The sequence below is a fragment of the Pseudomonas thivervalensis genome (genome assembly GCF_001269655.1).
Taxonomy (GTDB): domain Bacteria; phylum Pseudomonadota; class Gammaproteobacteria; order Pseudomonadales; family Pseudomonadaceae; genus Aquipseudomonas; species Aquipseudomonas thivervalensis.
This window is the reverse complement of record NZ_LHVE01000001.1, coordinates 177,974-190,763: the sequence shown is the minus strand read 5'-3', so window position 1 is coordinate 190,763 and position 12,790 is coordinate 177,974. Positions and strand designations below refer to the sequence as shown.

At 63.1% G+C, this 12,790-nt stretch carries 11 protein-coding genes; 8 read left to right on the top strand and 3 right to left on the bottom strand.

Features of this window, described 5'->3' with window-relative positions; all coding sequences use genetic code 11:
* Window positions 1-198: 198 nt before the first annotated feature.
* Window positions 199-3,111 (bottom strand): aminotransferase, encoded by a 2,913-nt coding sequence (locus AD659_RS00745; RefSeq protein WP_053117396.1) that lies wholly within the window; start codon window positions 3,109-3,111, stop codon window positions 199-201.
* Window positions 3,112-3,319: 208 nt separating this feature from the next.
* Here AD659_RS00745 and rfbB point away from each other — a divergent pair, with 208 nt between their 5' ends.
* The 7 genes from rfbB (at window position 3,320) to AD659_RS00710 (ending at window position 10,455) form a co-directional block, all read left to right on the top strand.
* Entirely contained in the window at window positions 3,320-4,402 is a 1,083-nt protein-coding gene (gene rfbB / locus AD659_RS00740; protein WP_053117394.1) for a dTDP-glucose 4,6-dehydratase, read from the top strand.
* On the top strand, window positions 4,399-5,274 hold the full coding sequence (rfbA, locus tag AD659_RS00735) for a glucose-1-phosphate thymidylyltransferase RfbA (protein ID WP_053117391.1): 876 nt from the start codon (window positions 4,399-4,401) through the stop codon (window positions 5,272-5,274). The genes rfbB and rfbA overlap by 4 nt, the downstream gene beginning before the upstream one ends.
* Window positions 5,271-5,816, top strand: coding sequence for a dTDP-4-dehydrorhamnose 3,5-epimerase (gene rfbC / locus AD659_RS00730; RefSeq protein WP_053117388.1), 546 nt, complete (start codon window positions 5,271-5,273; stop codon window positions 5,814-5,816). Before rfbA ends, rfbC begins: the two co-directional genes overlap by 4 nt.
* On the top strand, window positions 5,813-6,697 hold the full coding sequence (gene rfbD / locus AD659_RS00725) for a dTDP-4-dehydrorhamnose reductase (protein WP_053117385.1): 885 nt from the start codon (window positions 5,813-5,815) through the stop codon (window positions 6,695-6,697). Before rfbC ends, rfbD begins: the two co-directional genes overlap by 4 nt.
* Window positions 6,698-6,765: 68 nt before the next feature.
* A complete protein-coding gene (locus AD659_RS00720) occupies window positions 6,766-8,574 on the top strand; it encodes a sensor histidine kinase (RefSeq protein ID WP_053117382.1) in 1,809 nt (602 codons plus the stop codon).
* Window positions 8,571-9,962: a sigma-54-dependent transcriptional regulator gene (locus AD659_RS00715; RefSeq protein WP_053117379.1), complete on the top strand. Its 1,392-nt coding sequence runs from the start codon at window positions 8,571-8,573 to the stop codon at window positions 9,960-9,962. The genes AD659_RS00720 and AD659_RS00715 overlap by 4 nt, the downstream gene beginning before the upstream one ends.
* A 37-nt stretch (window positions 9,963-9,999) precedes the next feature.
* Window positions 10,000-10,455 carry a YiiD C-terminal domain-containing protein gene (locus AD659_RS00710; RefSeq protein WP_053117376.1) on the top strand — a complete coding sequence of 152 codons (456 nt, stop codon included), beginning with the start codon at window positions 10,000-10,002 and terminating at the stop codon, window positions 10,453-10,455.
* A 173-nt stretch (window positions 10,456-10,628) separates the two neighbouring features.
* Here the strand turns inward: AD659_RS00710 and cysQ are convergent, their stop codons facing one another.
* The gene (gene cysQ / locus AD659_RS00705; protein WP_053117373.1) at window positions 10,629-11,456 is read right to left on the bottom strand and encodes a 3'(2'),5'-bisphosphate nucleotidase CysQ; all 828 of its coding nucleotides are present in this window, start codon (window positions 11,454-11,456) and stop codon (window positions 10,629-10,631) included.
* Window positions 11,453-12,019, bottom strand: a complete 567-nt coding sequence (gene nudE, locus AD659_RS00700; RefSeq protein ID WP_053117370.1) for an ADP compounds hydrolase NudE — start codon at window positions 12,017-12,019, stop codon at window positions 11,453-11,455. The genes cysQ and nudE overlap by 4 nt, the downstream gene beginning before the upstream one ends.
* Before the next feature lie 88 nt (window positions 12,020-12,107).
* Here nudE and yrfG point away from each other — a divergent pair, with 88 nt between their 5' ends.
* Complete coding sequence (gene yrfG / locus AD659_RS00695; RefSeq protein WP_053117367.1) at window positions 12,108-12,770, top strand: GMP/IMP nucleotidase; 663 nt, start codon at window positions 12,108-12,110, stop codon at window positions 12,768-12,770.
* The last annotated feature ends 20 nt before the right edge of the window (window positions 12,771-12,790 follow it).

Below are 12,790 nucleotides of genomic sequence, written 5' to 3'. Positions count from 1 at the left end.
ATAAAGCCACCAAAACTAAAACCTATGAAAATTTTGTCAAAAAAAGCCGACAAAAATCGATTTAGAACACCCCCAACCCCTGTGGGAGCGAGCTTGCTCGCGATGGCGGCAGGTCAGCCAAATGAATATCGGCTTGGACACCCTCATCGCGAGCAAGCTCGCTCCCACACGGGGGAACAGCTTGGCATTCCAGATCGATTACAGCCCCTCGTCCAATACCTTGGCCAGCATATCGACAAAGAAATCCACACTCTGACGCGTGGTCACCATCGGCGGTTTGATCTTGAGGATATTCAGGTAATCGCCGGTCGGCTGCATGAAGATCCCCAATTCCCGAAGGCGATTGCACAACGCCGTGGTTTCTTCAGTGGCCGGCTCCAGGGTGTCACGGTTGCGGATCAGCTCCACGCCCAGGTAGAACCCAGAGCCATGCACCGCGCCGACCAATGGATATCGGTCGATCAGGGCCTCCAGCCTGGCCTTGAAATGCCCGCCAACCACCCGGGCGTTTTCCCAGAGATTGTCTTGCTCCATGACATCGAGCACCGCCATGCCGATCTGGCAACTGACCGGGCTGCCACCGGCCGACGAGAAGAAATACCCCTCGGCCTCCAGCGCCTCGGCGATTTCCCGACGGGTGATAACCGCGCCCAGCGGCTGGCCGTTGCCCATGCCCTTGGCCATGGTGATGATGTCCGGCACCACGCCTTGCTCTTCGAACCCCCAGAAAAACTCGCCCATGCGCCCGTAACCGACCTGCACCTCGTCGGCGATGCACACCCCACCGCGCTCGCGCACCATTGCGTAGACCTGTTTCAGGTAACCGGGCGGCAGTGCGATCCCACCGGCGTTGCCATACACCGGCTCGCAGATGAAACCCGCGAGTTGGCGCTTGCTCTCGGCAATTTTCGCCAGGTTATGTTCGACGCTGCGCACGTAGTCCGGCGCACTGTCGGGGCCACGGAATTCACCGCGATAGGTGTTCGGTGCTGTCACCGGGTGCACCCAGTCCGGGCGACTGCTCAGGGCCTGGGGGTTGTCGGCGATGGAGGTCGACACCGCATCGGCCGCCACCGACCAGCCGTGGTAAGCCTCCAGCACGCTGAGCATGTCCCGTCCGCCGCTGTAGGCCCAGGCCAGGCGGATCGCCAGGTCGTTGGCCTCGGTGCCGCTGTTGACCAGGAACACGCGGTCCATGTTGGACGGCGACAGCGCCAGCAGGCGCTCGGAAAACTCAGCGATTGCTGCGTAGTGGAACCGCGAGTTGGTATTGAGCAGCGACCATTGCCGGGCAGCCACTGCCGCCATGCGTGGATGGCCATGGCCCAGCACCGCAACGTTGTTGAGCATGTCCAGGTAAGAGCGGCCCTGCATGTCGATCAGGTGGTTGCGCCAGCCACGCTCGATACGCGGCGGATCGACGTAGTAGTGCTTCTGCGAACGGGCAAAGCTCGCATCGCGCCGGGCCAGCAACGCCTCGGGATCGACCTCCGGCTCGGCATCGCACGCCAGCCCCAGCAGAACCGCTGGCGACGGGCAAAGCGCCTGCCAGGCCAGGGCCCTGGAGGGCGTGCAGAACAGCGGCGGATTCACCTGGGCGCCCCGGCACAGCTGGACCTGCAACGGCCCCGTCACTTCGCCCAGCACCTGCCCCTTGACCAGCGCCGCGCCGGAATGCAGCGGCGACGTCACGCCCCACAAGCGCACGCTCAATTGCGTACTGTCCAGTTGCAACATGCCGTCGGCGGTCTTGTGCACGACCCCGGCGAACGGTGATTCAAGCGGCGTACCTTGGGGAACACTCAACGCCACGTGCAATGGATAAGTGTCGGGTTCGGCGGCGCTGTCCGGTCGCGTGCGAGACAAGCGGTACTGCCCGTAGCGACTGGCAGCCAGGCCGTGAACCCCGGCGGCCTCATCCAGCAGGCGCTGATCGATTCCCGGCTGCTCCCAGTTGCCGGCCTCGAAATGCGGGCTCAGCACACCCAGGTCAATCAGGGCGAACTCACGCCCTACCAGGGTCGGCAACAGCGGCGCAAAGCCCTCGCTGGCAATGGCCGGCAGGCTGTGGCCGACGGCGCTGAGAATCGCCGCCTCCATCAGTTCGAAGGGCACCGAGTGGGCGACTCGGAAAATTTCCCACTCATGGGCCAGGTTGTCGCGGCTGTATTGGTTCTGCGGATCGATGGAAACCTGCTGCTCACCACTGAGCACCAGCACCGCGGCGCGCGCCACGATCAGCGGCCACAGCGCCAACAGTTCCTGGCGCTGCAAGGGGTTGACCGCGTGGTAGGCCTTGATCGCCGGCAAGATGAAGAACGGATCGCCATCGGCGTGATGCAGCAGGGCCGCGCAGGTCACCGACAAGTCCGTGATGCGCCAGGTACGGACCAGGTCGCCGAAATCGATGACACCCTGCAATTGCCACTGGCGCTGGACATCGCGCTGCCAGACCACGTTGTCGTCGGTGATGTCCATGTGGATCGCTTGCACCGGCAGGCTGGCCTTGAGCGGCTGCAAGCGCCGCTCGGCCTGTTGCGCGACCTCGGCGACCCGATGGCGCCGTGTTTCATCCTCGATGACAGGCAACAGGTACTCGACCAGGGCCGGGGCGTGGCGCGCGTCCCATTGCAGGGTGCGCTCCAGGCCCGGGTGGTCGAATGTCGCCAGGGCCAGGTCCATTTCCGCGCACAGGCGGCCCAGGCCAGTGACAAGCTCGGGGGGCAGGTGCTTGAGTTGCGTGAGGGACTGGCCGTCGATGTACTCCAGCAGGCGCATATGAACCGCTTGGCCGTCGACGTCCAAGGTCAGCAAGTCCTGCCCATTAATGGCCGCAATGACCTGTGGCACTTTCACCGCGTCGTGTCCGGCCAATTGCTTGAGGGCAGCATGTTGGGCCTGGATTTCCTGGACAGCGTAGTCGCCGTGGCAAATTTTCAACACAAAGCGCCCGCGCTCGCTGTCGACGCGGTAGTTGAGGTCCTGGTTGCTGCCAAGGGGTCGCAGGTCGCCGCTGAGTCCGTAATTCGAGCGCAGCAGCACCAGCGCTTGCTCGGCGCTGATCTGTGGGCTTGGCAAACTGGCACGGTGAACCAACGTAGCGAGTGGCATACAACGACCCCTGAAGTGGTTTTGTTCGGATGCCTATCTCGCCACTGAGTCGAGGGAATAAGCAACCCCCCTGTTCAAAAATATGCACAGTCCTCCCAAGACGCTGTAGAGGCGGTGTGTGGATGGCATATTCGTTTGCACCGCTCCCGCTATGCCGACAAGCTATGCTCCTATGCTTTGTCGTACCACGGAAAAAAGGCTTAACTGGATGCGCATTCTCATCACTGGCGGTGCTGGCTTCATCGGTTCGGCGCTCATACGGCACTTGATTCTCGACACCGAGCATCAGGTCCTGAACCTCGACAAGCTGACGTACGCTGGCAATCTCGAGTCCCTGAGCAGCATCGATCACGACAGCCGCTACGAGTTCGTCCAGGCCGATATCGTCGATCAGGCGACCGTCAGTGCGGTGCTGGCGCGATTCAAGCCTGACGCCATCATGCACTTGGCGGCCGAGTCCCATGTGGACCGCTCCATCGATGGCCCGGCGGCCTTCATCCAGACCAACATCGTGGGCACCTACAACCTGCTGGAAGCCACCCGCGCTTATTGGCAGGCCCTGGCCGAACCGCAGAAGCGCGGGTTTCGCTTCCACCACATCTCCACCGACGAGGTGTATGGCGACTTGCACGGCGTGGATGAGCTGTTCACCGAAACCACCGCCTATGCCCCCAGCTCACCGTATTCGGCGAGCAAGGCGGCGTCCGATCACTTGGTCCGCGCCTGGCAACGCACCTACGGCTTGCCTGTGCTGTTGACCAACTGTTCGAACAACTACGGGCCGTTTCACTTCCCCGAGAAACTGATTCCCCTGGTGATTCTCAACGCGCTGGCCGGTAAACCGCTGCCGGTCTATGGCAACGGTCAGCAAGTGCGCGACTGGCTGTTCGTTGAAGACCATGCCCGTGCGCTGCTCAAAGTCGTCACCCAGGGTGCGGTCGGCGAGACATACAACATTGGCGGGCACAACGAGCAGAAAAACATCGATGTGGTGCGCAGCATCTGCACGCTGCTCGAAGAACTGGCGCCATGCAAACCCGAAGGCATCGAGCACTATGCCGACCTGATCAGCTTCGTCCAGGATCGTCCCGGTCATGACCTGCGCTACGCCATCGACGCCAGCAAGATCGAACGGGAGCTGGGCTGGACACCTCAAGAAACCTTCGAAACCGGGCTGCGCAAGACAGTGCAGTGGTATCTGGAAAACCTGCTGTGGTGCCAGCGTGTCCAGGACGGCAGTTATCAGGGCGAGCGCCTGGGCTCGCTCGACGACAAGGATGCAATTGCATGATGAAAGGTATTGTCCTGGCCGGCGGTTCCGGCACCCGCCTGCACCCGATTACCCTCGGGGTTTCCAAGCAGCTCTTGCCGATTTATGACAAACCGATGATTTATTACCCGATCTCGGTGCTAATGCTCGCAGGCATCAAGGATATCCTGGTGATTTCCACTCCCCAGGATCTGCCGCAATACCGCAACCTGTTGGGCGACGGCCAGCAGTTTGGCGTGAAATTCAGCTATGCCGAGCAGCCGTCGCCCGATGGCCTGGCCCAGGCGTTCCTGATCGGCGAGCAGTTCATTGGCAGCGACTCGGTGTGCCTGATCCTGGGTGACAACATTTTTCACGGCCAGTATTTCGGCGAGCAATTACAGATGGCCATCAACCGGCCAAGTGGCGCAACGGTGTTCGGCTACTGGGTCAAGGACCCCGAGCGATTTGGCGTGATCGACTTCGATCCTGAAGGGCAGGCGATGTCCATCGAAGAAAAACCCACCGAGCCCAAATCCAGCTACGCGGTGACCGGCCTGTATTTCTACGACAACCACGTGATCGAGATCGCCAAGGCCATCAAGCCATCCAAACGCGGCGAGCTGGAAATCACCGACGTCAACAATGCGTACCTGCAACGCGGCGACCTGCACGTCGAGCGCTTCGGCCGTGGTTTCGCCTGGCTGGACACCGGCACCCACGACAGCCTGCTGGAAGCCTCGCAGTACGTGCAGACCATCGAACATCGCCAAGGCCTGAAAGTGGCATGCCTGGAAGAAATTGCCTACCAGCGAGGTTGGGTCAGCCGCGAGCACATCCTTGAGCGCGCCCAGTATTTTGGCAAGACCGGCTACGGCCAGTACCTGTTCAAGATCGCCGGAGAAAAACCTTGAACGTCATCGCCACTTCTTTACCGGACGTCCTGATCATCGAACCGAAAGTCTTCGGCGACGATCGGGGGTTTTTCTACGAAAGCTTCAATGCCCGGGCGTTCGCCGAGGCGACCGGCAGCACCCTGCCGTTCGTCCAGGACAACCATTCACGTTCCACCCGGGGTGTGCTGCGGGGCCTGCACTATCAGATCGAACAGGCCCAGGGAAAACTCGTGCGCGTCACCGCCGGGGAGGTGCTGGATATCGCGGTGGACATTCGCCGCAGTTCACCGACCTTCGGCCAATGGGCAGGCGTTCGCCTGTCGGCGCAGAACCATCGGCAGCTGTGGGTCCCGCCAGGGTTTGCCCACGGCTTCGTCGTGTTGAGCGAGTCAGCGGACTTTCTCTACAAGACCACCAATTACTACGCGCCCTCGGCCGAACGCTGCATTCGCTGGGACGATCCACAACTGGCCATCGATTGGGAACTGGAAGGCGCGCCGATCCTCTCGGCCAAGGACCAGAACGGCAAGGCCTTGCACGAGGCTGACCTGTTCCCATGAGTGCTCCCTTGCGCATCCTGATCATTGGCCAGAATGGCCAGGTTTCCCGGGCGCTCCAGTCGCGCCTGTCCGGCATGGGCGAATTGCTCGTACGCGGCAGCGACCAGCTCGACCTGGCGCAACCAGATTCCCTGCGCGCGCCCATCGCGGTCCTGAGGCCCGGCCTGATCATCAATGCCGCCGCACACACGGCCGTCGACCAGGCCGAAAGCGAGCCGGAACGGGCGTTCGCCATCAATGCCACGGCACCGGGCATCCTGGCCCAGGCAGCGGTCGAGCTGGGCATCCCGTTGATCCACTACTCCACCGACTACGTTTTCGATGGCCTCAAGCCCGCCCCCTACACCGAGGACGACACGCCCAACCCGCTGAGTGTCTACGGGCGCAGCAAACTGGCCGGCGAAGATGCCATCCGCCAGGCTGGCGGCCAGCACCTGATTCTGCGCACCAGTTGGGTGTATTCCACCGAAGGCCGCAATTTCCTGTTGATCATGCAGCGCCTGCTACAGGAAAGACCGCAGCTGCGGGTGGTCGCCGATCAGATTGGCGCACCGACCTGGGCGGGCACCATTGCCGACAGCACCGCCCAACTGATCGAGCGCTGGCAGGCCGGTCAAGCCGGAGCCTGGGGCACGTATCACCTGACGGCCCGGGGCGAGACGTCCTGGTTCGGTTTCGCCCAGGCCATTGGCGAAAACCTGCTCGAACGACACAAGCCGTGTGCGCTGCTGGAGCCCATCGCGTCCAGCGCTTACCCGACGCCAGCCCCTCGACCGCTGAACTCGCGTCTGGATTGCACCCGCCTGCTCAAGGAATGGGCAGTGAGCCAACCCGACTGGCGAAGCGCGTTGCAGCAGTGTCTTGCCGGACAAGCCTGGTAAGGCCTTACAAATAGTATTTGCGAGGCAACTAGGCATAATACGCCTGTCACCACAGGCGCCCGATGCTCATGAACTCCACCCTTCCCCGCAGACCCCGCTGGCGCAGCCTGGCCTTGCTCGCGCTGTGCCTGGCGCCGTTGCTGTGGCCGTTGGAGCACCTGGCCGAGCGTTATTACCGCAGCGAACTGGCTGGCCAGAACCGCCAGACCCTGGACCTTTACGTCGCCAACCTGCTGGGCACGTTGCACCGCTATGAGGTGTTGCCACAAATCCTCGGCGAGTTGCCGGCCTTGCGCGCCGCCTTGTCGGCCCCGGACGACGGCGTCACTCAAGGCAACGCCAACCGGCTGCTGAAAAACATCAGCGCCCAGACCGGCGCCGAAGTCATGTACCTGATGGACCCTTCCGGCAAGACCCTGGCCGCGTCGAACTGGGACAAGCACGACAGTTTCGTCGGGCGCAATTTCGCTTTCCGGCCGTACTTCATCGAAGCCATGGCCGGGCGCCTGGGCCGTTTCTTCGGTTTGGGCACGACCTCGGCCAAGCGCGGTTATTTCTTCGCCGCCGCCGTGCACGACCGCGAAAAAGTCATCGGCGTGCTGGTAGTCAAGGTCGACCTCGACCACACCGAAAGCCTGTGGGGCAAGACCCCGGAACAGTTGCTGGTGACCGACCACAATGGCGTGGTCATCCTCACGTCGCGCCAGGAATGGCGGTTTCGCGCGACCCGGCCGCTCAGTGACGACGAGCGCAAGGCCATCAGCGCGGTACAACCGTATCCAACCCGCGACCCCAAGCCGCTGAACCTGGATGCCAACGCCTGGCTGACCCAGACCCAATCCATCGAAGAGACCGGCTGGAGCGTGAGCATTCTCGCCCCGCGCACGCTGATCGACCGTCCGGTGCGCACCGTGGTCGCCACCGGTGGCGCGGCCTTGCTGGTCTTGATGCTGTTGCTCGGGTTGATGATGCAACGCCGGCGCCATTATCTGGATCGGATCGCCTTCGAAGCCAAGGCCCGTCACGAGCTGGAGGGCCGGGTGGCCGAACGGACCAGCGACTTGGAGGGGCTGAACCGACGTTTGAAGCAGGAAGTGCTGGAGCGCGAGCAGGCCCAGCAGGAATTGGTCCGTGCCCAGGATGACCTGGTGCAGGCCGGCAAGCTGTCGGCCCTGGGCACCATGTCGGCGAGCATCAGCCACGAGCTCAACCAGCCACTGGCGGCGATTCGCAGCTACGCGGAAAACGCCGAGATCCTGCTCGACCATCAACGCACCGAGGATGCCCGCGGCAACCTCAAGCTGATCAGCGAACTGACCGGGCGCATGGCGTCAATCATCGCCCACCTGCGCGCCTTCGCCCGCCGCGACCGACACGCCCCGGAAAGCGTCGCCCTGCAGCCAGCGCTGGACGATGCCCTGGCGCTGCTTGCCAAACGCCGGCGCAGCATGGAAGTGGAACTGATCCGCGACCTGCCGGCCGCCACGCTGTGGGTCGAGGCCGGTGAAACCCGCCTGCGCCAGGTACTCGGCAACCTGTTGGCCAACGCCCTCGATGCGCTCACCGAAAAAGGTCCGCCGCGCAAACTCTGGCTCAGTGCCCAGGCCACCGAAACCGGCGTCAACCTGTACATCCGCGATAACGGCCCGGGATTCTGCATGGAAGCCCTGGGCCGCGCCGGCGAGCCCTTCTACACCACCAAGACGCGCACCCAGGGCCTTGGCCTGGGGTTGGCGATCTGCGACACCCTGATGCGCGCCTTCGGTGGCGAATTGTCGTTCTCCAACCACAAGGAAGGCGGCGCCTTGATCACCCTGAAGCTACGCGCCGGAGCACCCGGGGTGAGCCTGCAACCGTCCGAGGACCGAAGTGTATGACCATCGATAACCGGATTGAGGTGGTGCTGATCGATGACGATCCCCATCTGCGTCAGGCCTTGAGCCAGACCCTCGACCTGGCCGGCCTGAAAATCCTGCCCCTGGCCGAAGCCAAGGGCGTAGCCGGGCAACTGCCCCGTGACTGGCCGGGGGTGGTGGTCAGTGATATTCGCATGCCGGGTATGGACGGCCTGGAACTGCTGGGCGAACTCCACGCCCAGGACCCGGAACTGCCCGTGCTGCTGATCACCGGCCACGGTGACGTGCCGCTGGCGGTGCAGGCGATGCGCGCCGGGGCCTACGACTTCTTGGAAAAACCGTTCGCCAGCGATCATCTGCTCGACAGCGTACGCCGCGCCCTGGCCTTGCGCCGCCTGGTGCTGGACAACCGCAGCCTGCGCCTGGCCCTGAGTGATCGCCATGAGCTCAGCGCCCGTCTGGTGGGCCAATCCCCCCCGATGCTACGTCTGCGCGAGCAGATCGGTGCACTGGCCGCCACCCGCGCCGACGTGCTGATCCTCGGTGAAACCGGCGCCGGCAAGGAAGTCGTCGCCCGTGCCCTGCACGACCTCTCGGGACGACGCAACGGCCCCTTCGTGGCGATCAATGCCGGGGCGCTCGCCGAGTCGGTGGTGGAAAGCGAGCTGTTCGGTCACGAACCCGGTGCTTTTACTGGCGCGCAGAAACGCCGCATCGGCAAGTTCGAGTTCGCCAACGGCGGCACGCTGTTTCTGGATGAAATCGAAAGCATGAGCCTGGATGTCCAGGTCAAGTTGCTGCGTCTGTTGCAGGAACGCATGGTGGAGCGGCTGGGGGGCAATCAACAGATCCCACTGGATATCCGCGTCATCGCCGCGACCAAGGAAGACCTGCGCCAGGCCGCCGATCAAGGGCGTTTTCGCGCCGACCTGTATTACCGTCTCAACGTCGCGCCGCTGCGCATACCGCCGTTGCGCGAACGGGGCGAGGATGCGCTGATGCTGTTCCAGCATTTCGCCAACGAAGCCAGCGCTCGCCACGGCCTGCCGCCCCACGAACTGCAGCCGGCGCACCGGGCTTTGCTGCTGCGCCACAGCTGGCCGGGCAACGTCCGGGAACTGCAGAACGCCGCCGAGCGCTTTGCCCTGGGCCTGGAGCTGGCCCTGGACAACAGCGCGCCCGACGGCAACCCCGGCGCACCGGTGGAGTTGGTCAGCGGCGGCTTGAGCGAGCAGGTGGAAAACTTCGAGAAAACCCTCATCGCCGCCGAACTGACCCGTCCCCACAGCTCGGTACGCAGCCTGGCCGAAGCCCTGGGCATTCCCCGCAAGACCCTGCACGACAAGTTGCGCAAGCACGGCCTGACCTTCGGCGACAGCAGCCAGGGTTCGGCCGATGAGTCCGATTGAATTATCGCCATTTCCCCGTCAAGCAAGAGGCCCCGCAATGAACCGCGACAGCCGTTACCTGGAATCGATCCTGCACCACGACATCCCCTTGACCCGGGACATGGGCCTGAAGGTGCTCGATTGGCAGGCCCGGCAACTGCGCCTGTCTTTGCCGTTGGCGGCCAACGTCAACCATAAGAGCACCATGTTCGGTGGCAGTCTGTATTGCGGCGCCGTGCTCGGTGGCTGGGGCTGGCTGCACCTGGCCTTGCGCGAGGAAGGCATCGAGGACGGACATATCGTGATTCAGGAGGGGCAGATCAGTTATCCGCTGCCAGTGACCCGCGATGCGACAGTCGTCTGCCAAGCGCCCGAGGAAAAGCTCTGGAAACGCTTCCTGGCCACCTACCGGCGTTATGGACGGGCGCGGCTGGCCTTGCAGACACAGGTGATGAACAGCGGGAACGAGGACGTGGCGGTGCAGTTCGAGGGGCAGTACGTGTTGCACCGCTGAAACAGCACATGACCTGGATTGGAGGGTGGGTGGCCCCTGTGGCGAGGGAGCTTGCTCCCGCTCGGTTGCGCAGCAACCGCCAAAGCAGGGGCTGCTTCGCAGCCCAGCGGGAGCAAGCTCCCTCGCCACAAAAAGCGCTCTAGCCAGAAAAGCGCTTACCACAAGGATAGAGCTTAAGAGCGAGCAAGCTCCAACAGCTTCCCACGCCACGCCGCTTTCGCCGGCAACGCCAGGAACGATGCATTCAACAGCGACTCACGTGGTGGGTAACAGAACGGCTCCCCGCTCAAGTCCAACACCTCGCCACCCGCGCCTTCCAGCACGCCCTGGGCGGCGGCGGTGTCCCACTGGGAAGTCGGTGCCAGCCGTGGATAGCAATCCGCCGCGCCTTCGGCCACCAGGCAAAACTTCAACGAACTGCCAATACTGGTCAGCTGCAACTCGCCCAGGCTCGCGCTCAAGCCATTGAGCAGGCGTTCCTGCTCCGGGCTGGTGTGCCGGCGACTGGCGACCACGGTGAACGCTTCACCTGGCGCCAATACGTCACGAACCGTGATAGGCAAAGGCACCCCGCCCTTGTCGCCACGCCAGGCGCCCAGCCCTGCACCACCCACGTAAAAACGACCGTTGGTGGGCATCGACACCACGCCGAACACCACACGGCCCTGTTCCACCAAGGCGATATTGACGGTGAACTCTTCGCTGCCGGAAATGAATTCCTTGGTGCCGTCCAGCGGGTCCACCAACCACCAGCGTTGCCAACCGGCACGGACGCTTTGGGCAATATCGGCGTCCTCTTCGGAGAGGATCGGAATATCCGGGGCCAGCGCCGCCAGCCCGGCGACGATCACATCATGAGCCGCCATATCGGCAGCCGTCACCGGCGACTCGTCAGCCTTGTGGCTGACCAACACGTTGGCGCGCCAGAACGGCAGGATCGCCTCGCCGGCCTTGAGTGCCAGCTCGATTACCGGGGCCATCAATTGATGTGGGAACGTCATGACAGGAAGGCTCCACGCTGGGCCAGCAGGTCACGGGCCAGGTACAGCGCCGCCAAAGCCCGCCCCTCGGTGAATTGCGGGTTCTGCGCCAGGGCCGAGAGTTCACGCAGGTTGACCTTGTCCACGCCCATCGGCTCGGGCTCGTCGCCCTCCAGCCGCTCTTCATACAGATCGGTCGCCAGCACCACCTGGATTTTCTGACTCATGTAGCCGGGGGACAGCGACAACTCGGTCAGGTGCTCCAACTGTCGCGCACCGAAACCGGCCTCTTCCTTGAGCTCTCGCTCGGCCGCCGCCAGCACATCTTCCCCTGGCTCGATCAAGCCCTTGGGCAGGGACAGTTCGTAGGCATCGGTGCCGCCGCAATATTCCTCCACCAGCACCGCGTGATCGGCGTCAAGCATCGCCACGATCATCACCGCGCCGTAGCCCGCCCCCTTGCTCGCCAGACGTTCATAGGTACGCTCCACACCGTTGGAGAACCGCAATTTCAGTTCTTCCACGCAGAACAGGCGGCTGGTAGCGACGATCCGGCGATCGAGTATGGTGGGTTTCTGGCGCATGAACGGCTCCCTGGGCGATAGCGGGCTACTATACCCGGCCTATTCTGATTGTTTGTGTCGGATATCCGATTACCGCTGGAGAAGTTTTATGGCCTTGCTGCCCTGGCATGAGATCGATACGGTTCTGCTGGACATGGACGGCACCTTGCTGGACCTGCATTACGACAACCATTTCTGGCTCGAACATCTACCCCAGCGCTACGCCGAACTGCATGGTGTGAGCCGGGCGATGGCCGAGATGGAGCTGCAGCCGCTGTTCGAGCGCAACGCCGGCCAGTTGCAATGGTATTGCCTGGATTTCTGGAGCGCCGAGCTGAAACTGCCGGTGCGCGAGTTGAAATTGGAAACCGCGCATCTGATCGCCTTGCGCCCGGACGCCGATACCTTCCTGGCGGCGATCCAGCGGGCTGGTAAACGCGTGGTAATGATCACCAACGCCCACCGTGATTCGTTGTCCCTGAAGTTGGAACGCATCGAACTGGCCCCCTACTTCGAGCGTTTGATCAGTTCACACGACTACGGCTTTCCCAAGGAAAACCCGCAATTCTGGGACGCCCTGCAAGCCGACTTGAATTTCGACCCGTCCCGCAGCCTGTTCATCGACGACACCCTGCCGGTGTTGCGCAGTGCCCGGGACTTCGGCGTGGCGCACCTACTGGCGGTCAGCGAGCCGGACAGTCGCAAGGGGCCGAAGGACACGGGGGAGTTCGAGGCGTTGGAGGACTATCGGGACTTGATCGAAGGGCTCTGACAGGATCAGTGTGGCGAGGG

Coding starts and splice junctions, on each gene's coding strand:
- rfbD (WP_053117385.1), top strand. CDS start 5,813: ATGAGTGCTCCCTTGCGCATCCTGATCATTGGCCAGAATGGCCAGGTT.
- nudE (WP_053117370.1), bottom strand. CDS start 12,019: ATGCGCCAGAAACCCACCATACTCGATCGCCGGATCGTCGCTACCAGC.
- AD659_RS00720 (WP_053117382.1), top strand. CDS start 6,766: ATGAACTCCACCCTTCCCCGCAGACCCCGCTGGCGCAGCCTGGCCTTG.
- AD659_RS00745 (WP_053117396.1), bottom strand. CDS start 3,111: ATGCCACTCGCTACGTTGGTTCACCGTGCCAGTTTGCCAAGCCCACAG.
- AD659_RS00710 (WP_053117376.1), top strand. CDS start 10,000: ATGAACCGCGACAGCCGTTACCTGGAATCGATCCTGCACCACGACATC.
- cysQ (WP_053117373.1), bottom strand. CDS start 11,456: ATGACGTTCCCACATCAATTGATGGCCCCGGTAATCGAGCTGGCACTC.
- rfbB (WP_053117394.1), top strand. CDS start 3,320: ATGCGCATTCTCATCACTGGCGGTGCTGGCTTCATCGGTTCGGCGCTC.
- yrfG (WP_053117367.1), top strand. CDS start 12,108: ATGGCCTTGCTGCCCTGGCATGAGATCGATACGGTTCTGCTGGACATG.
- rfbA (WP_053117391.1), top strand. CDS start 4,399: ATGATGAAAGGTATTGTCCTGGCCGGCGGTTCCGGCACCCGCCTGCAC.
- AD659_RS00715 (WP_053117379.1), top strand. CDS start 8,571: ATGACCATCGATAACCGGATTGAGGTGGTGCTGATCGATGACGATCCC.